Annotated in this window: 20 protein-coding genes and 1 riboswitch; of the genes, 8 read left to right on the forward strand and 12 right to left on the reverse strand. The window is 46.7% G+C overall.

The window, feature by feature from the left end:
* Positions 1-14: 14 nt before the first annotated feature.
* The 3 genes from ACN9MT_RS02155 to ACN9MT_RS02165 are packed head-to-tail and all read left to right on the forward strand — an operon-like array spanning position 15 to position 1,622.
* On the forward strand, positions 15-443 hold the full coding sequence (locus tag ACN9MT_RS02155) for a DMT family transporter (RefSeq protein ID WP_035411027.1): 429 nt from the start codon (positions 15-17) through the stop codon (positions 441-443).
* Between the two features lie 15 nt (positions 444-458).
* Positions 459-1,127: a Crp/Fnr family transcriptional regulator gene (locus ACN9MT_RS02160; protein WP_426272702.1), complete on the forward strand. Its 669-nt coding sequence runs from the start codon at positions 459-461 to the stop codon at positions 1,125-1,127.
* Between the two features lie 12 nt (positions 1,128-1,139).
* Positions 1,140-1,622, forward strand: a complete 483-nt coding sequence (locus tag ACN9MT_RS02165) for a DMT family transporter (RefSeq protein ID WP_308102140.1) — start codon at positions 1,140-1,142, stop codon at positions 1,620-1,622.
* 52 nt (positions 1,623-1,674) lie between these two features.
* Here the strand turns inward: ACN9MT_RS02165 and ACN9MT_RS02170 are convergent, their stop codons facing one another.
* From ACN9MT_RS02170 to ACN9MT_RS02185, 4 genes are all read right to left on the reverse strand, one after another.
* A complete protein-coding gene (locus tag ACN9MT_RS02170; RefSeq protein ID WP_426272703.1) occupies positions 1,675-2,895 on the reverse strand; it encodes an MFS transporter in 1,221 nt (406 codons plus the stop codon).
* Between the two features lie 14 nt (positions 2,896-2,909).
* A complete protein-coding gene (locus ACN9MT_RS02175) occupies positions 2,910-3,509 on the reverse strand; it encodes an ArsR family transcriptional regulator (RefSeq protein ID WP_426272704.1) in 600 nt (199 codons plus the stop codon).
* A gap of 227 nt (positions 3,510-3,736) precedes the next feature.
* Complete coding sequence (gene msrA, locus ACN9MT_RS02180) at positions 3,737-4,267, reverse strand: peptide-methionine (S)-S-oxide reductase MsrA (protein WP_056063762.1); 531 nt, start codon at positions 4,265-4,267, stop codon at positions 3,737-3,739.
* A gap of 94 nt (positions 4,268-4,361) precedes the next feature.
* Positions 4,362-4,465: riboswitch (SAM riboswitch) on the reverse strand.
* A 62-nt stretch (positions 4,466-4,527) separates the two neighbouring features.
* A complete protein-coding gene (locus ACN9MT_RS02185; protein WP_035411015.1) occupies positions 4,528-5,706 on the reverse strand; it encodes a M20 metallopeptidase family protein in 1,179 nt (392 codons plus the stop codon).
* A gap of 77 nt (positions 5,707-5,783) precedes the next feature.
* Here ACN9MT_RS02185 and ACN9MT_RS02190 point away from each other — a divergent pair, with 77 nt between their 5' ends.
* The gene (locus ACN9MT_RS02190; RefSeq protein ID WP_035411012.1) at positions 5,784-6,077 is read left to right on the forward strand and encodes a putative quinol monooxygenase; all 294 of its coding nucleotides are present in this window, start codon (positions 5,784-5,786) and stop codon (positions 6,075-6,077) included.
* Positions 6,078-6,132: 55 nt separating this feature from the next.
* On the opposite strand, the gene ACN9MT_RS02195 is transcribed toward ACN9MT_RS02190, so the two are convergent.
* A complete protein-coding gene (locus ACN9MT_RS02195; protein ID WP_426272705.1) occupies positions 6,133-8,688 on the reverse strand; it encodes an SH3 domain-containing protein in 2,556 nt (851 codons plus the stop codon).
* 141 nt (positions 8,689-8,829) lie between these two features.
* Entirely contained in the window at positions 8,830-9,384 is a 555-nt protein-coding gene (locus tag ACN9MT_RS02200) for a GNAT family N-acetyltransferase (protein ID WP_035411009.1), read from the reverse strand.
* 269 nt (positions 9,385-9,653) lie between these two features.
* On the opposite strand from ACN9MT_RS02200, the gene ACN9MT_RS02205 reads away from it, so the two are divergent.
* The 3 genes from ACN9MT_RS02205 to ACN9MT_RS02215 all read left to right on the forward strand — a co-directional run bounded on the left by ACN9MT_RS02205 (position 9,654) and on the right by ACN9MT_RS02215 (position 11,169).
* Positions 9,654-9,983: a DMT family transporter gene (locus ACN9MT_RS02205; RefSeq protein WP_035411006.1), complete on the forward strand. Its 330-nt coding sequence runs from the start codon at positions 9,654-9,656 to the stop codon at positions 9,981-9,983.
* Positions 9,980-10,297 carry a DMT family transporter gene (locus ACN9MT_RS02210; protein WP_035411003.1) on the forward strand — a complete coding sequence of 106 codons (318 nt, stop codon included), beginning with the start codon at positions 9,980-9,982 and terminating at the stop codon, positions 10,295-10,297. Before ACN9MT_RS02205 ends, ACN9MT_RS02210 begins: the two co-directional genes overlap by 4 nt.
* Positions 10,298-10,425: 128 nt before the next feature.
* On the forward strand, positions 10,426-11,169 hold the full coding sequence (locus tag ACN9MT_RS02215; protein WP_056063752.1) for a general stress protein: 744 nt from the start codon (positions 10,426-10,428) through the stop codon (positions 11,167-11,169).
* A gap of 111 nt (positions 11,170-11,280) precedes the next feature.
* Here ACN9MT_RS02215 and ACN9MT_RS02220 read toward each other — a convergent pair whose 3' ends face one another.
* Complete coding sequence (locus ACN9MT_RS02220) at positions 11,281-12,096, reverse strand: aldo/keto reductase (protein WP_056063749.1); 816 nt, start codon at positions 12,094-12,096, stop codon at positions 11,281-11,283.
* Positions 12,097-12,228: 132 nt separating this feature from the next.
* Between ACN9MT_RS02220 and ACN9MT_RS02225 the strand changes: the two genes are divergently transcribed.
* On the forward strand, positions 12,229-13,254 hold the full coding sequence (locus ACN9MT_RS02225; protein WP_035410994.1) for an iron-containing alcohol dehydrogenase family protein: 1,026 nt from the start codon (positions 12,229-12,231) through the stop codon (positions 13,252-13,254).
* Between the two features lie 48 nt (positions 13,255-13,302).
* Here the strand turns inward: ACN9MT_RS02225 and ACN9MT_RS02230 are convergent, their stop codons facing one another.
* The 5 genes from ACN9MT_RS02230 to ACN9MT_RS02250 form a co-directional block, all read right to left on the reverse strand.
* Positions 13,303-14,265, reverse strand: a complete 963-nt coding sequence (locus ACN9MT_RS02230; RefSeq protein WP_035410992.1) for an EAL domain-containing protein — start codon at positions 14,263-14,265, stop codon at positions 13,303-13,305.
* Between the two features lie 176 nt (positions 14,266-14,441).
* Positions 14,442-14,705, reverse strand: a complete 264-nt coding sequence (locus tag ACN9MT_RS02235; protein ID WP_426272706.1) for a DUF1294 domain-containing protein — start codon at positions 14,703-14,705, stop codon at positions 14,442-14,444.
* 17 nt (positions 14,706-14,722) lie between these two features.
* Positions 14,723-15,463, reverse strand: a complete 741-nt coding sequence (locus ACN9MT_RS02240; protein ID WP_426272707.1) for a TPM domain-containing protein — start codon at positions 15,461-15,463, stop codon at positions 14,723-14,725.
* Positions 15,460-16,053 carry a LemA family protein gene (locus ACN9MT_RS02245; protein WP_029340715.1) on the reverse strand — a complete coding sequence of 198 codons (594 nt, stop codon included), beginning with the start codon at positions 16,051-16,053 and terminating at the stop codon, positions 15,460-15,462. The genes ACN9MT_RS02240 and ACN9MT_RS02245 overlap by 4 nt, the downstream gene beginning before the upstream one ends.
* A gap of 108 nt (positions 16,054-16,161) precedes the next feature.
* Positions 16,162-16,998, reverse strand: a complete 837-nt coding sequence (locus ACN9MT_RS02250) for an undecaprenyl-diphosphate phosphatase (RefSeq protein ID WP_035410984.1) — start codon at positions 16,996-16,998, stop codon at positions 16,162-16,164.
* Between the last annotated feature and the right edge of the window lie 53 nt (positions 16,999-17,051).

Consider the following 17,051-nt stretch of genomic DNA (forward strand, 5'->3'; position numbering starts at 1 on the left):
AAGGAGGAGATGACGTGCAAGGAGTCGTGTTTGCTTTGATGAGCGGTCTGTTCATCGCCCTGCAAGGTATATTCAATGCGCGCCTTGCGACAGGCGTCGGACCGTGGTTATCCGTATTGATCGTCCACTTTGTTGGTCTGATGGGTTGTTTAGTCATTTATAGCTTCGTACGAGATCGGAAAATCGGCGGATTCCGTCAGTTACCGTGGATTTATGCGAGCGGTGGTTTGATTGGCGTGCTAGTCGTCGTAACGGAACTCACAGCGATCCAAAAACTCGGCATGACATGGGCGATGTGTTTGTTACTCGTCGCGCAGATTTTATGTGCCTTTCTGATTGATTTAAAAGGATGGTTCGGTGTCTTAAAAAAACAAGGAAATCGTGGTCAGTGGGTTGGTGTGGGTCTCATGCTTGCAGGAGTTGCGATTTTCTCACTTGCCTAAAGGGAGGGAACGAACATGGAAACCGTCATCCAACAATATGGACTGAATACGATTTTAACGGAAGAGACGCGCGCTTGGTTGCGTGAAGAAACCTTCCGAAAAGGAGAACTCCTCTGTACGACCGGTGCGACAATCGACCGGATGTACTTCATCGTCGCAGGCAAGGTCAAGATTTCTGCTGCTTCGTCAGAAGGGAAACAACGGATTTTACGATTCAAAACACCACTGACAGTGATTGGTGACGCCGAGTTCATCAATGAACGAGAAGTGTTGAATACAGTTGAGGCGGTGACCGATGTCGATGTGTTGAGCGTGCCGTATGCGATTTTACGCGAGCACAATACGACGAATGTCTTTCTGCAATTTTTACTACGAACAATTACAGCGAAATGGTATGCCGATTCGAAATCAGCGTCGCACCACGTACTCTATACGGTCGAGGAGCGATTTGCAGGCTACTTATTATCGATTGCGTCCGAAGCTAGTGACAGTTTGTTTTATCAGGAGATGCGGACGTCGAATCTACATGACGTCGCTGACTGGCTTGGAACGAGTTATCGTCACCTTAACCGGATCATCACGAAGTTGTGTGAGGAAGAGATCCTTGTTCGACGACGTGGCAAGATCATCATCGTCGATTTGGAACGGATTCGCGAGAAAGCGAACGGTAACAGCTATGAGTAAGGAGGAACGAACATGATAATAGGCATTGTGTGTGCCGTATTGGCTGGAATGTTAATCAGTTTGCAGACGGTATTGAATGCTCGGATGAGTGATGCATTCGGCGCATGGGCGACGACGACGCTGGTTTTCTTCGTCGGATTCATCGGAGCAAGCATCACGTATGTCCTGTTTCATGGTGGAACGATCGGGCAGATTCAAAACGTGTCACCACTCTACTGGTTCGGTGGACTCGTGGGTGTCGGTGTCGTCTTTTGTGTCATGCGCGGGATTCAATTGCTTGGTCCGTCCGTCGCGATTTCTGTCGTGTTGATTTCGCAGTTGAGCTTTGCCCTCGCTGTTGATACGTTCGGTTGGTTCGGTTTGCCGCAAATCGACTTATCGTTTGGTCAGCTCATCGGTCTCGCTGTCATGGTGTGTGGCATCTTCGTCTTGAAACGGTATCAAGTCGTGGCACCGGAACAACAGGCAAAGGATCAAGTAGAACGTGTTTCATAATAATTGAATACAGAACGGAGACAGTGGAGTTCCAATCCACTGTCTTTTTTGACTAATCTTCTATTTGTATCATGCGTTTTCTGAAATAGAGTGATAGGACAAAAATAAGAAGACCACAGTACAACATAATCGTCGTGATCGAAACGTGAAACGACAATAGAAACGAGAGGAGGGCGTAAGATAATGGAACGAGACCGTTGGACGATGCATTGACAACACTCATGACACGTCCCATCGTCTGTTCCGCACACTGAGACTGGATGAACGTAATGAAGCGAATATTGATGATGGAAGAAAGGACACCAAGCGATAACAGGATGATCAGGTACAACAAAATCTGCTGGGCTTGACTAAGCAGGAAGAAAAGCAAACCTAAGGCGCCAATTAATCGGACCGATGAGGTAAGCCCATTTGCTTTCGTCTGCGCAAAACCACTCCAGAGCGCCCCTCCGAGCATTCCCATTTGATAAGCCCCTTGCATATAACTTAAATCCATCGCATCTCCTTGGAGCACATCATGAACGAGTAAGGGGATTCCGAGTAAGAGTGGTCCAAAGAAAAAGAAATTGACACAGATGACAAGAAAAAGTGTCTGCTTGAGTTGCTGAAGGTTAAAGACGTAATGTAGCCCTTCTTTTAGTTCAAAGAGAGCTGAATGCTGAAGCGATCGCTTGATCTTAGATTCACGAATACCATACGTGAAAAGGAGCGTCAGACAGAGTGTCCCGAAAATCACGAGAAAGACGTGCGAGTAAGAAGAATAGCTGAGAATGACTCCACCAAGAATCGGACCTGAAAAGAGGGCGATTTGATTAGATGTCTGAATCAGTGAATTGGCTTTAGTGAGTTGTTCTTTCGGAACGAGTGTAGGAAGTAAGGAAGCATTCGCCGGCGAAAAGAATGCATCCACACTACCGAATAGAAAGGCGAATCCTAAAATCGTCAGCAATGTAAGCTGATCGGTATGAAGTAATGCGAGAAGACAGAGAATGAAACTGATTCGTAAAGCGCTCGAGATGCGCATGATCGTCGAACGTTTATAGCGATCGGATAAGACGCCACCGAATAACATGAGAAAAATACGGGGTAACAAGGTGGCCATGAGGACGAATCCAAGATATGACGCCTGGTTTAGCGTATGGATGACATACCATTGTTCAACAAACAGATAGGTTGATAGGGAGAGGGCAGAGCACATACCGGACCCCCATAAAAATAAAAAAGATCGATTTTTAAACAGCGATTGTTGCGTATCCATTTCAATAGGCAGCATGTGGCACCTCCGGTTTAGACGTCGTCATTCTCAAATAGTGGTTCATCAATTGCAAAGGCAGTCGTCATGATATAGAAGTGTTTTTTATCTTCTTCGTCTAGTGAAGGGGACCGTGTGAACTCGTCCAATAGAGCACGATATTTTGTAGCAAAGCGTTGAAAGTCGGCTTGAGACATCGTCAGTTCCTTTTGAAGTGATAAGCTCATCCAGTCCTCGACGTTCGAAGATGAAGGAGAAAAAGTAGCTGTCGGAGCCGTAAGAACGCGTGTCTTTGCCCGGTCTAGTACCTCAAGATACGACTGCCGGGTCGCTTCATTTGTCTCGACGAAGTTCAGTAGATGATCGGCAGGAATGTATCCTCGGGCAATCGCTTGATAGTATTTCAATAGATTGCCGCCCTGTTCTTCCGTCCGGACGAGGTGAATCAAGTCATGCTTTTCAAGTTCCCGTACGTGATAGAGGACCTTCGCGCGGGATAACGTCAGCAAGTGAGCTAACTGATGTACCGTGTGTGGTTTTTCGACGAGAAACATGAGGATTTTTGTTCGTAACGGATCACTGATCACTTTTAACTGTTCATAGCTCTCTAATATGTGAATCGCTTTTTGTTCCATACAATCATCTCCTTTTTAACCGGTTAATTTTTATTAACCGTAAAACAAAAGACTTCGTTTGTAAACGATTACAAATTTATGTAAGGGTGTTGGTAAAGAAGACATCATTTGTTTACATAAAAAAACTGATTCCATGACATCTCGATCATCCTCCACTTTTTACTGAAAGTAGGGGAAGAACGAGATGTTTGAAATCAGTTTCAGCTACTGTATATGGTTCGAGGTGATTAGACCGTCGTCGTATCTTTCCATTCCTGCTCGATGAAAGCATCGCGACCAGAAGCAGCACGATCTTTTTTATAGTGTTCTGGATTTTTCTTATGGAAGTCTTGATGGTACTCTTCCGCTGGATAAAATTCAGAAGCGGCATCAATCCGCGTCACGATTGGCTGTTTGAAACGGTTGCTTGCAGCAAGAGCGTCACGAGAAGTAATCGCAGCTTCATGCTGCGCATCCGTATGATAGAAGATTGCTGGCGCGTACTGCGTACCGCGATCTTGGAATTGACCTTCTGCATCCGTCGGATCCGTTTGGGGCCAGTAGAGTTCAAGTAAACGCTCGTACGGGAACAGGCTCGGATCAAACGTGATTTGGACGACCTCGAGGTGTCCCGTCGTTCCTGTTTTGACTTGCTCGTATGTCGGGTTATCGACGTGTCCGCCCATGTAACCTGATACGATTCCCTCGATTCCTGGTAATTCTTCAAATGGTGTCACCATGCACCAAAAACATCCACCTGCAAATGTTGCTTTTTCCATCTGTCTCTTCCTCTCCGTGGGAAATCCCCATTGTATGTCTGACAGCGAGAAAACGAAAACGACTCCTTCGCTTGGTTGCAAAAGGAGTCGCCGCTTTTTATCAACCAAAGCTTTCGCTTTGCTGGTCGTAGCACCTTGCTATGCGCAGGTTGCTGGGACGTCATCGATCCAGATCTCTCGGTCCACTCTTGATAAGGGTATATGAAGTTGATGTCATTCGTTATCATTGTTGTGATGATACCATTCACAAAGAAATAAAGTCAATCCTTAGAATTTAAGGCACGTAAAACGGTTGCCCCAAGTGTCTTCGCACCGATCAACAACGCTTGTTCATTGATCTCGTACTGTGGATGGTGCTGCGGATAGTTGACGCGACCGTCCGTATAGCCAGAGCCGGTAAAGAAATAACTACCCGGGACGTGTGTTAAGTAATGTGCGAAGTCGTCCGCCGCCATCATTGGTGTGAGTGCCCGGACGGATGCTTCCGGTAAGAAAGCAGCAGCTTCCTGAACGAGTTTTGTCTCATCCGGGTGATTCCAGAGCGCCGGGTAACCAGTCGTGAAGTCAATCGAATACGAAGCACCGATGCCGGCACACGTCGTCTTAGCGACAAGATCGACTTCTTGCCGGAGCTGATGCCGAAGTGTCTCATTGAACGTTCGGATTTCCCCGACAATGCGTGCCTCACCCGTAACGATATTTGGTGCTGTTCCTGCATGGAAAGAACCGATTGCGAGAACAGCCGGCTCAAACGGATCGACCCGTCGACTAACGAGATGTTGTAAGTTGCAGACGAGTTGCGCTCCAGCGACGAGAGCATCTTTTGTTTTATGCGGTGCCTGGGCATGCCCACCTTGACCATGGACGATGATTTCGAATTCGTCGATCGCACACAATGTATGTCCTTCCCGGAATCCGATCGTGCCAACCGGTAAATCATTTTCGAGATGTGTCGCGAAAATTGCATCGACCCCTTCGAGGACGCCGGCTTCGATCATTTGGATTGCTCCACCGGGGAAGACCTCTTCTCCATGCTGGTGGATGATCCGAATCGTTCCTTGCAATTGATCGCGTAACGGATAGAGCGTAGCAGCAAGGGCCATCACGATCGCCGTATGACCATCGTGTCCACAAGCATGCATGACCCCGGGATGAATCGACCGGAAGGCAAGCGTCGTCTCTTCCTGAAGCGGTAAAGCATCAAAATCGGCACGGACAGCAATCGTCGGACCAGGCTGTTTGCCTTCGATCGTCGCGACGACACCACGACCTCCGACGGCTGTTTGATGAGGAATGCCCTGTTCTGCGTAAAAGGCGGCAATCCGTTCTGGTGTGCGGACTTCCTGGAAAGAGAGTTCCGGGTGTCGATGAAAATCGCGACGTAACGCGATCATCGTCGGTTCGAATTGTTCGAGTGCTTCAAAAAGTTGAGTTTGCATGTTCAAGCTCCTTTAACGTGTGTCTTTTCGCGAAAATGGGTACAGATACAGGTAATCACGAAAGGGGATAATGTAACATGGGAGAAATCGTCGTCAATGCTGTACTTACAATCAAAGCTGGACTTGCGGATCAAGTCTTCCCGATTTTACAAACGGTTTATCATGCTTCACAAAAAGAAGAAGGATGCTTACGTTATTCCTTGCACCAATCGATCGAGGATGAGCATCAATTCATGTTGTATGAAGTGTATCGGGACGAAGAAGCGCTTGAAGCGCATATCGCATCCGACCACTATAAAGCCTACCGTGAACAGATCGAATTATACTTGATGGACCGACAAGTGGCGAAATACGTCGAGATGACATTCTGACGTGTTGCGATAAGAAGAGACGAACCCGTCGAAACCGACGGATTCGTCTTTTTTATTACATCGATTTAAAGCCGAGGAAATGCTCCTGCCAACGCGGTTCATAGATTGAATTGATTTGCAGCTGTGAACCACCCGCATGGATGAAGTGTTCGTTATCAAGCATGATTCCAATATGCGATGGACCGTCTGTATAGGTGTTCTGGAAGAAGACGATATCTGAGCGTTTACCACTTGAGATGCTCGTCCGGCGATTCGTGAAGAACGCACCATACCAGTAGCCACGAACGTTCGTCCGACCACCGTATTTTCCAGCTTGGTTCGTCGCATAGTGAATCAGTCCGGAACAGTCGAAGCCACCGTTTACGGCATCTTGCGAACCCCATGTGTAGGGTGTTCCGATATGCTGGACGGCTGCTTGGATCAGCTTTTCACCACGCGTATTATTCTTTTTGACGACTCGTTTATCCGACGTGATCGTCACGGCGGATACCGGAAGATAGACAGGTGTCCAACCTGATTGGATGACATAGAAATTTCCGACCCGGTGACGCGGATAGACGCGTTTGCCTTGTTCAACAAGTCCGCTGCCTTTTGGGCTCGTCGGACTTGCGAAAAAGGATGTCGTCTGTTTGACGGTATAGATTTTCGCCCGGTCGATCGCTTTTTGTGCCAGGCTCATATCGGGTTTACTCGTGCTGATATAAGGGTTGAGGACATAACCGGTTTGACCACTGACTAAGCGGACTTGCCAAAAGTCATCATCAATCGATTTCAAACCGACTAATTTCGTCCCTTTCTTCAAATAAGCGGCCGGACGACTGTAAGCGACGTCGGCAGAGAAGAGGGGAGTTTGATCTAGATGAACATAAAACGTCGTCCCTTTTTTTGCTTTTGCCATCGGTTTGTTCAGTCCGATACGACTCGAATCGACGAAACCAAAGGTATTTTTGTATTTGACACGTGTATAATAACCGCTTTTTCCGTAGATCGAGATCGAGGCACCTTTTTTTAATGTACCGATTTTTTTACCCGACAGTTTTGCCTGCGACCGGATGACGACGTCGTCTTCTGTCACGTAACGTTGACCAGAGACATTATACAGATCCGGCTTTTTTGTCACGAGATCCGTCGTCTTGACGTAACCGTAGATCGATCCTTTTTTCAAGCGTGTATAACTACCGCTCGTTCCGTAAATCGTCAATTGATCAGCCCGTTTAACAGTATAGACTGTTTTACTGCTCGTCGAAGCCGACGTATAAACAGACAGGTTGCGTTTCGCGTATCGTGTCCCGGTTGATGCATAGACTTTTCCAGTACCGAGATCAGCTGTCTTGACGTAAGCATGAATCCCGCGGAAGATGATTCGACTATAGGAACCGTTCGTCCCGTAAACGGTCAGTAAAGTATTCGTTTGATGTTGCTTTAAGATAGGACTTGAAGATTTGGCATCCGAATAGATGGGTGTAGCGCGCTGAACATAGAGGCGTGCGGTCTTCGGATAGTACTTTAGTGTCCCAAGATGTGCCGTCAACACATAGGCGTAATCGTCGTTTCGTTTGATTCGTGTAAATGAACCCTCGATGCCGTACGTCTGAAGCGAAGTATTCACAGGAAGCGATTGTACGACTTTTCCTTTCGTAGTCGCAGTAGCATAGACCGTCGTCTGCTGTTGGACGTAACGTAGCCCTGTTTCCGGATGGTTCACGACCGGCGCATCTGCTAAATCAGTCGTCAATACGAAGGCATAACCTGTTTCAGTCGCCACGCGCGTAAAGGTACCCACCGTACCGAATGTCTCGAATGCTTGATTTTGAGTGACGGCTGTCTTTGTACTCGTCGTCTTTGGCTCAACGAAAAGTGAAGTTGTTCGTTTAACATAACGCAGTCCTGTTTCCGGATAATTTTCGACCGGCGCATCTGCTAAATCAGTCGTCAATACGAAGGCATAACCTGTTTCAGTCGCCACGCGCGTAAAGGTACCCACCGTACCGAATGTCTCGAATGATTGATTTTGAACGATGGCTGTCTTCGTACTCGTCGTCTTCGGCTCAACGAAAAGGGAAGTTGCTCGTTTGACGTACTGTGTTCCAACCAATTTCGGAAGTTGCTCGAGTTGTGTCGTAGGTACGTAGACGTATTGCTCTTTCCATTTCAGGCGTGTGAACGTGTCAAAAGTGCCGTATGTATCGATTCGCTGATAAGCGGGAAGTGTCGTCACGACGGTGGAGTCAAAAGGTGAAGCGACTAATGAGAGTGGACTTTTCGAAGTCAACGTTGCTTGTTTTTGGAAGACAGGCGCTGTTTGCGTTAACGCACTTGTTGCGACATAAGCAATTCCTTCTTGCCAACTGACACGAGTGAAGTCACCGTCCGTATCGAGCGTCTTGAATGTCATTCCTGCTGGTAGTTGTTGGATGACAGCGGTAGAGTCAGCTGTTTGTAGCAATGCGGTATTCTCTTTCAAATAAGCCTTTCCTGTCGTTTCTGTGACTGTTTGTACTTCTGCCGTCGGTTGAGCAGGTGGCGATTCAGCGAAAGCAGGTGCGGGTAGAACCGAGCTCAACATCAATGTTGCAGCGAGTCCAGCAACATGAGCAGTCCATTTTTTCATCAAGAGGTTCACTCCAATTCTTAAAATTTGTCATTAGGAATAGTGTAGCATGCGCTTGTTTAAAAATTGATGAAAATCAAAAAAATAGGAGATTGGGCATAAAAAAACGGTATGCCGAAGCACACCATTTGAAGTCATATTTTAGTCATCGTCCTCATGATCGACTTGCCATTCCCAGTCGAGCATGCCGTAAATTAAAGAGTCGCGCCAGTGGTCTTCTAAATAGACCGTCTCGCGAAGCTGTCCTTCCTTTGTCATACCGACTTTTTGTAAGACACGTTCAGAAGCGACGTTCCGTGGATCACATGTCGCTGTGATTCGGTGTAATTCTAGTTTTTCAAAACCGAATTGAAGAAGGAAAGAGGCAATTGACGTCGCGTACCCATTTCCCCATTCATCGGGTGAGAGGACATATCCGATTTCGGCGATTTTATGTTCCACGTCTGTAATGACGAGTTCACCGGCACCGATGACGACGTCACTTGGAAACGTCACGGCAAAGACATAACGACGTCTTGGTGTCTCGAGTTCACTTTCTAGTGCATCGTGCAGGAATTGTTTCGTATCGGTCTCGGAATTCGGTCCCCACGACTGAAATTGGCTGACGATGGGTTGTGACGCATAGGCGTGGACCGCTTCTACATCTTCCGGTGTAAAACGACGAATCCGAAGTTGGTCATTGATTTTATAACGCATGCAGCATCCTCCTCTTTCAGATGAAGTCACTTTAATTCTATTAGACAAATCGAAGACGAATTCCTGTTTGACACGGGAAAAAGGGCGTGCTAGGGTGGACGTATCGAATGAAATAGGCAGTATCCTCTAGGGTTCCGTACGGCTGGACCGAGGGAGGAACATGGACGTTTGTCCATGCAACGGAGGGATAAAAGCCCGGGAGTAAAGCGAATCGTCTCGCTTGCTCCCGGGCTTTTTCATTTGAAATCATCTATTAGGAGGCAATTACTATGGCAAAGTATTGGATCGGGATCATTATCGCAGCGTGTTTTGAAGTCGGTTGGGTCATCGGGTTAAAACATGCGGCAACACCATTCGAATGGGGAGCGACAGTCATCTGTATCATCGTTAGCTTCACCGTATTGATTAAAGCAAGTAACCATTTACCGGTCGGAACGGTCTATGCTGTCTTCGTTGGTCTCGGGACGGCAGGGACGGTCTTGACGGACATCGTGTTGTTCGATCAAGCGGCTTCCGTGATGAAATTAGCATTGATCGCTGTCTTACTCGTTGGCGTCATCGGTCTAAAATTAGTCAGTGGAGAGGAGAAATCAGCATGAGTTGGGTGTATTTAGTCATTGCCGGAATCTTTGAGATGTTTGGTGTCGTCTTGATCAATACATTTAATCAAAATAAGAATGCGAAGAATCTACTGTTGATGGGAACAGGGTTCGGACTCAGTTTTCTATTCTTGACGCTTGCAATGAATGGCTTACCGATGGGAACAGCGTACGCGGTCTGGACAGGAATTGGAGCAGCGGGCGGAGCGATTCTCAGCATGGTGCTTTATAACGAATCAAAAGACTGGAAACGGCTCGTCTGTATCGGTCTTGTCTTAAGTGCGACGATCGGTTTAAAACTTGTCGGCGAATGACCGTTTACATGTCAAACAGATGACGTTTTAACGGAACGCATATTTTTTGGCATATTTTAATGCAAAAGAGGAAATACTCCTTATAGAAGCCACGCATGACAAATCGTGTTAATAAGGGGAGAACATCCATGAAAACGAAACAATATATCGGAACGTTCTATTCAGAAGACGAATTGATCTCAAAAATGGACGAACTACACATTCAAGGACATCGGGAAGAAGACTTTTACGTGATCGTCAAGGAGAAGTCGAATATCGCACTCGTCCGTAGCCAGATGGACGCAGAAATCGCGACAACAAAACCCTCTTGGATGGACCGGATTCGTGGGAACAAAGGTCGTGATCAAGAAGTCGATGATCTGTTCGAGTCACTTGATCTATCAGATAATGAAATCGAACAACGAAAAACGGAAGTTGAAGGTGGGGGCTTCGTTCTGTTACTTGAAGTCCAAGACATCCAGTTCGATCCACATTTAAATACAGACAACACACACCCTGATGTAAAAGTCCGTTATGGTAGTGGAGAAGAAACGCATACGTCATCAGACGCTAATTCTAACGCACAGCTTGGCTCAGGTAATTCGCTTGACGTTGATAAGGATTCAAAGGAAGAGCACGCGGAGATTGATTTGCATCGCGCAGGTACCGATAAGATGCCGCAAGACGAGCAAGCAATCGATCATTCGAAAAAGCTCGATGGAAACCGAGAACCGAATATTGCGATGCGTCGGGATGATGATTTCCGGCGTCCAGAAACAGAATACGAGGAAAAAGAACAGGATGCAACGCAAGACGGTGAAGAACATCGTCAATCCAAACATCAATCGAATGACATTGCCAAGCAAGACCATGGAAATAATTTAGACCGCTAAAATAATAGAATGGAATCACACGTCAGGGTCATAATCGAAGAAGGTACCTTTCGGATAAAATCTGAAAAGTACCTTCTTTTTGTATGGAGATAAAACGAGAATCGTCTCGTTTTATTTATCATCCGGATTTGATCCTGTACGCACATTAGCGTTCAATTGATCAATCGCTTGCATATCAGTGTCTGACAAGCTGAAGTCGAAGACATCGAGATTTTCGCGAATCCGGCTTGGTGTGACGGATTTCGGAATCGCGACGATGTCATGTTGCAAGTGCCAACGGAGAACGACTTGAGCAGGTGTTTTCTGATGACGGTCGGCGATATCGACGATGACCGGATGCGTCAACGCATCGCGTCCTTTCATCAACGGACTCCATGCTTCGACGACGATACCTTGCTTGCGGCAAAAGTCTCGAATCGCTTCTTGGCTAAGAAACGGATGGAGTTCAATCTGATTGACGGCAGGAACAACCGATCCTTCGGCTAAAATTCGTTCCAAGTGAGGAATATGGAAGTTCGAGACACCGATGGCACGCGTCTTCCCTTCTGCATAGAGATGCTCGAGCGCTCGCCATGTCTCGACATAGCGATCTTCTTTAGGCATTGGCCAATGAATCAGATACAAATCAACATAATCAACGCCGAGCTTTTGCAGACTCGTCTCAAAAGCGGCAAGTGTCTCTTCGTAGCCATGATCGGAATTCCAGACTTTCGTCGTCAGAAAGATCTCTTCCCGGGGAATACCCGAGTCACGCAGAGCACGACCGACGCCTTCTTCGTTCTCATAAATCATCGCCGTATCGATTGAGCGATACCCGGCGCGAAGCGCTTCGCTGACCGCTTCATATACTTCTTCTTCCGGTACTTTAAAAACACCATATCCGAGTTGGGGCATGCTGATACCGTTATTTAACGTGATCTGTTGCATCGATTCATCGACTCCTTTATAGTAAATTCTTTTCTTGTCTAGTGTACGCGCTCCTCCTATAAAAATCGAATGATTGCCGAAGCGCGTTCTTTTGCGTATACTGAGCGATAACAAATATTAGGAGGCGATTCTGTGATTCGACAAGCTGTTTTACAATACATACATGAGGAACACGCACTCGATCAACTCGAAGAAATAATAGGTAACCGTTCGGCAGTCTTGATTCATGGACGTCAAGCCTACGAAGCAGCTGCTTTTGCTTTACCGGATGTTCCCCGCTTTTTATTTGAAGGACATTGTACGGATCAACAGGTGGCATTCTTCAAACAAGTATGTGCTCCGTATGATGTGATTCTCGCACTCGGTGGTGGGAGTGTCATCGATACGGCAAAACAGGTCGCGTTTCAATTACAACGTCCTGTCATCGTCATTCCGACGATTGTCTCGAACTGTGCCCCGTGGACTCCGCTCAGTGTCATGTATAACGAACAGGGACAGTATATTCGATTTGACACGTTTCCTGTCGTGATTGAAGCTCTTTTACTCGATCATCGTATCATCGCAACGAGTCCGTATGATTATTTTGTCGCCGGACTCGTCGATACGCTAGCAAAATGGTATGAAGCACGTGCCTTGAGTGGGTCTACAGCAAGCGATCCCGTCATCGAGACGGCACTCCGGACAGCTGAGCGATGCAAGGATCTCATTTTGTCGACGAATGTGACAGAAAAACGTTTTCGTGAATATCCAGCTGAAATCCAATACCTCGTCGAGACCGTCATTCCATTAGCCGGAAGCATTGGAGGTTTTGGTGATGCGGCGACACGCGGTGCAATCGGACACGCGGTACATAACGCATTGTCTCCTTATCCAGAAACTCATGCGTTCTTACATGGGAGTAAGGTCGGTTACGGGTTACTCGTCCAAGAGAAGCTGCTCGGACATGATGATGATTATATAGAGTTGCGTGACTACCTTCTTGCACAAGAGCAGCCAACGACACTCACTGATTTCGGAGTTTCGCTCAACATTGTCGAAGCACTTGCTTTTCAAACATCGAAAGAGGAGCTGTGCCGTCTGTTGCGTCCAATCGTATCAGCAGAACAACTAGTCGATGCCATCACACAGAACGAGACAGTTTCCGTTTCGACTTCTTAACCTAAAAATACGCACATGTTCCGAATCAGACGGTCCATGTGCGTATTTTTATTGTGCTTTCGCCAAATGAGCGTAAGGAGTGGGACGACCGAGTAGGTATCCTTGACCAAGATCAAAGCCGAGTTCGCGGCAAAAATCGAGTTCTTCTTGACGTTCGATGCCTTCAGCTAAGATTTGAATCCCCATTTCTCGCGTTAGATAACGGGCTTTTCGTAAGAACGCTTCGTTTTCTGAGTTCGTATCGCAGTGATTGATGAAGGAACGATCGATCTTAATATAATCCGGTTGAAGCAAGGACAACATATCAAGTGTTGAGAAACCAGCGCCGACATCGTCTAGTGCCACTTGAATGCCTTGCTTTTTATACTGTTCGAAGACGTGTTTCAAATGGTTGACGTCTTCAATTTTTTCCGTTTCGACGACTTCGAAGACAAGCCGACTTGGATCAACTTGATAACGCTCAACGATTTCAAACGTATGGCGCAGGCAGTACTCCGGATTATAGATCGTCGAAGGGAGAAAGTTGATGAACGTTTTTGTTGTGCCACCGATATGATGTGTCGCGCGAATCGCTTCTTCGCGCGCCCGTTGATCAAGCCGAGAATGAAGCCCCATCTTCGATGCTGTTGAGAATAGGACACCTGGTGAGATAGGAGTGTTGTCATCTGCTGCTCGCAGTAATGCTTCATTCGCAACGAGTACATTTTGTTGAATATCATAAATCGGTTGCAAATGGCTCGTCATGACACCGTGTTGGATAAAATCAATTGCTGACCGATGCTTTAGTTGTTCTAGAAGTGCTGAAGCTAGAATGGGTGCTGTCACATAACGCGATTGTGTGGCGCGACAGGATACCGAATAATCCGCTACACGCAAGAGCGATGTTAGTAACTGTTCGAGTTGTTCGAACGATTGATAGGAATAGATTTCTGGTGTTGGTGATTGGATATGGAGTGCTCCAGCTTCGACGAAACGGATTGATGTCGTACATTCGGCGCAAGGATGCCACATAAAAGATGTCCACCTCTCGATACATCAAAAGATGTATTTATTAAATTAGTTAAACTCTTTACCCTGAGAGAAAAAGAAATTAAACCTATTTTTCATAATCATTGACCTCATATAAAAAAGAGAAGGAAACGACGGATGCATTTCCGTACGTTCTCTTCTCTATCGGTCACATGATTTCATTGTGAAGTGTAAAATATCCAGAAAGCGAGATGCAACACAGCTGCAAGTGGCACCAACCATTGAAATTTCGCTTTCCGTGTCTTGTGCCGGACTGTATACATACCGATCCAAGAACCAAGCGCACCACCGAGAAAAGCAATCGTCAATAGTGTCGTTTCCGGTGTCCGGTAAGCATGTTGTCGTGCTCGACGTTTATCCTGCCACATCGAGCCAAATCCGATGAGTGTCAGGAGGATGTAATAGCCTAAGATAATCCTCATGAAAACCGACTCCTTTTCTAACGTTCGGCACCACCGCCGCCGGAACTTCCGCCACCACCACGACTACCGCCGTTTCCACCACCGCCACCGCGCATGATTGCGGAAAAAATGTTCAAAATTGCAAAGAAGAACATACCGCCAGTGAACTTCATATCGAGGAACAATAAGATCAGTAATCCGGCACCGATCAGAATCTTCGTCCACAGCGGAAGCCCACCATCATTTTGAGATTTCGGAGGGTCTTGCGACTCAAGCGACTGATCTTTTGAAATGACACTGACGACAGCTTTGTATGTTTCGCTTGCTGCTTTTCCATACTGACCATTCTCTTTATAAGGAACCGCGTATTGATCGAGGATACGACCGGCCGTGATATCGGTCAGAACCCCTTCGAGTTTATAACCGACCTCGATCCGAAATTGGCGATTCTTTTCGTTCGGAGCGACGACGACGAGTACACCATTGTCTTTTCCTTTTTGACCGATTCCTTGTCGCCGGAATGTTTCATTGGCGTAAGAACTTAAGTCCTGTCCTTTTAGATCGGGAACCGTCTTCAGCACGACTTGCGCCGTCGTGTACTGTTCGAGTTCCTGACCGAGTTGCGCGAGTTCGGCTTCTTCCGACGGTGTGAGCAACTGAGCATCATCTTGAATGAAAAAGGCTGCTCCCGTTCGTTCTGAAACGGCACTAGCCGTCGGAAAGAAGAGGAAGAAGACGAGGAACGCGCTCAACAGAAGTCGCGTCCACCGCCGAATCATTTCGAATCACTGTTAAAGTCGACAGTCGGATTTTCTCGGTCGCTGTCTGAAATTTCGTAATACGGCTTTTTCTCAAATCCGAATGCAGAGGCATAGAGTGCTGTTGGGAAGCTCCGACGTTTTTTGTTATAAAGCGTCACGGCATCGTTGTAATCCTTGCGGGCGATCCCGAGACGATTTTCTGTTCCTTCCAGCGTATCCATCAATGATTGGAATCGTTCGCTTGATTTTAGTTCCGGATAAGTGGTTTGCAAAGCAATCAATCCACGAAGCGAAGACGTGACTTGTTGATCGGCTTCAATCCGTTGTTCGGTTGACGCGGCGCGCGCAAGACCAGCTTGAGCTTCAGCGACTTTGCCGTATACTTTTTCTTCTTGACCCGCGACACCTTTGACCGTTTCGACGAGGTTCGGAATTAAATCCGCACGACGCTTGATCTGGTTATCGACTTGCGACCATTTATTCGATACATCTTCTTCTACATTGACGAGGCTGTTGTATTGGCCGATTGCTAAAAACGCAATCACGACGACGACAACGACTCCGATGATTAATGGGAGTTTTGATCGACTCCGACTTCTGCGTGCCATATGGCGTTCACTCCTTTAAGTATGTCTCATCCCTATATACCCTTAACCGAATGAATTAGTTTCAAAAAAAATAAAAAACCGTCAGCTAAAATAGCTAACGGTTAGAATTTACATGTAGACGATGACAGCAAGAACAGCTGCTAAGACAAGACGGTAGATCGCGAACGGGACGAGTTTGATCTTGTTGATCAGCTTCAAGAAGAAACGAATCGATAAGAGGGCAAACACGAACGATGCGATAAATCCGACGGCATAGAAACCGAAATCACTCGCATGAATGTTATCCCAGTTCTTAACGAGTGAGAGGAAACTGGCACCGAACATGATCGGTACGGCCATGATGAACGTGAAGTCAGCTGCCGTCCGGTGATTCATGCCGAGGAAGACCCCTCCTGAAATCGTTGAACCAGAACGGGAGAAGCCAGGCCAAAGGGAAATACATTGGAACAGACCGACGAATGCTGCTTGGCGATATGTAATCTGATCAAGCGATGTCGTTTTCGGTTCCTTTGGTCCGAGTTTGTCGGCTGCAATCATCAAGAGGGCACCGACCGCAAGACCGATGATGACTGTTTCAATCGAGAAGAGGTTCTCATCGATGAAGTCTTCGAATAACAATCCGAGAATAGCAGCAGGTAATAGACCGATCAAAACGTGACGTAGTTTTAACTTGTGTGTACCTGTCGCATCGTGTTCTCCTTCAATTTTATACAGACCAATCAAACTGAAGAGACGTTTCCAAAAGACGACGATGACCGCAAGGATTGATCCGAGCTGGATGACGACCTTAAAGGTGTTCGCTGAGTATTTACCGAGAAATTCGGTTGTTTGTAACCACATGTCATCAACGATGATCATATGACCTGTTGAAGAGACAGGTGCGAATTCCGTCATTCCTTCGACGAAACCGAGTAAAAGAGCTTTCAAGAGTTCAATGATATGCATGGTAATCTCCTTCTATAATGATGTGCTATGTAAAAACATATCATGTTTTATTC

The sequence above is a fragment of the Exiguobacterium sp. R-17 genome (assembly GCF_049913315.1).
In the GTDB taxonomy this organism is placed as follows: Bacteria; Bacillota; Bacilli; order Exiguobacteriales; family Exiguobacteriaceae; genus Exiguobacterium_A.

Excerpts from the sequence above, each read along its gene's own strand:
- ACN9MT_RS02160 (WP_426272702.1), top strand. The coding sequence starts at position 459 with ATGGAAACCGTCATCCAACAATATGGACTGAATACGATTTTAACGGAA.
- ACN9MT_RS02165 (WP_308102140.1), top strand. The coding sequence starts at position 1,140 with ATGATAATAGGCATTGTGTGTGCCGTATTGGCTGGAATGTTAATCAGT.
- ACN9MT_RS02170 (WP_426272703.1), bottom strand. The coding sequence starts at position 2,895 with ATGCTGCCTATTGAAATGGATACGCAACAATCGCTGTTTAAAAATCGA.
- ACN9MT_RS02175 (WP_426272704.1), bottom strand. The coding sequence starts at position 3,509 with ATGGAACAAAAAGCGATTCACATATTAGAGAGCTATGAACAGTTAAAA.
- msrA (WP_056063762.1), bottom strand. The coding sequence starts at position 4,267 with ATGGAAAAAGCAACATTTGCAGGTGGATGTTTTTGGTGCATGGTGACA.
- ACN9MT_RS02185 (WP_035411015.1), bottom strand. The coding sequence starts at position 5,706 with ATGCAAACTCAACTTTTTGAAGCACTCGAACAATTCGAACCGACGATG.
- ACN9MT_RS02190 (WP_035411012.1), top strand. The coding sequence starts at position 5,784 with ATGGGAGAAATCGTCGTCAATGCTGTACTTACAATCAAAGCTGGACTT.
- ACN9MT_RS02195 (WP_426272705.1), bottom strand. The coding sequence starts at position 8,688 with ATGAAAAAATGGACTGCTCATGTTGCTGGACTCGCTGCAACATTGATG.
- ACN9MT_RS02200 (WP_035411009.1), bottom strand. The coding sequence starts at position 9,384 with ATGCGTTATAAAATCAATGACCAACTTCGGATTCGTCGTTTTACACCG.
- ACN9MT_RS02205 (WP_035411006.1), top strand. The coding sequence starts at position 9,654 with ATGGCAAAGTATTGGATCGGGATCATTATCGCAGCGTGTTTTGAAGTC.
- ACN9MT_RS02210 (WP_035411003.1), top strand. The coding sequence starts at position 9,980 with ATGAGTTGGGTGTATTTAGTCATTGCCGGAATCTTTGAGATGTTTGGT.
- ACN9MT_RS02215 (WP_056063752.1), top strand. The coding sequence starts at position 10,426 with ATGAAAACGAAACAATATATCGGAACGTTCTATTCAGAAGACGAATTG.
- ACN9MT_RS02220 (WP_056063749.1), bottom strand. The coding sequence starts at position 12,096 with ATGCAACAGATCACGTTAAATAACGGTATCAGCATGCCCCAACTCGGA.
- ACN9MT_RS02230 (WP_035410992.1), bottom strand. The coding sequence starts at position 14,265 with ATGTGGCATCCTTGCGCCGAATGTACGACATCAATCCGTTTCGTCGAA.
- ACN9MT_RS02235 (WP_426272706.1), bottom strand. The coding sequence starts at position 14,705 with ATGAGGATTATCTTAGGCTATTACATCCTCCTGACACTCATCGGATTT.
- ACN9MT_RS02240 (WP_426272707.1), bottom strand. The coding sequence starts at position 15,463 with ATGATTCGGCGGTGGACGCGACTTCTGTTGAGCGCGTTCCTCGTCTTC.
- ACN9MT_RS02245 (WP_029340715.1), bottom strand. The coding sequence starts at position 16,053 with ATGGCACGCAGAAGTCGGAGTCGATCAAAACTCCCATTAATCATCGGA.
- ACN9MT_RS02250 (WP_035410984.1), bottom strand. The coding sequence starts at position 16,998 with ATGCATATCATTGAACTCTTGAAAGCTCTTTTACTCGGTTTCGTCGAA.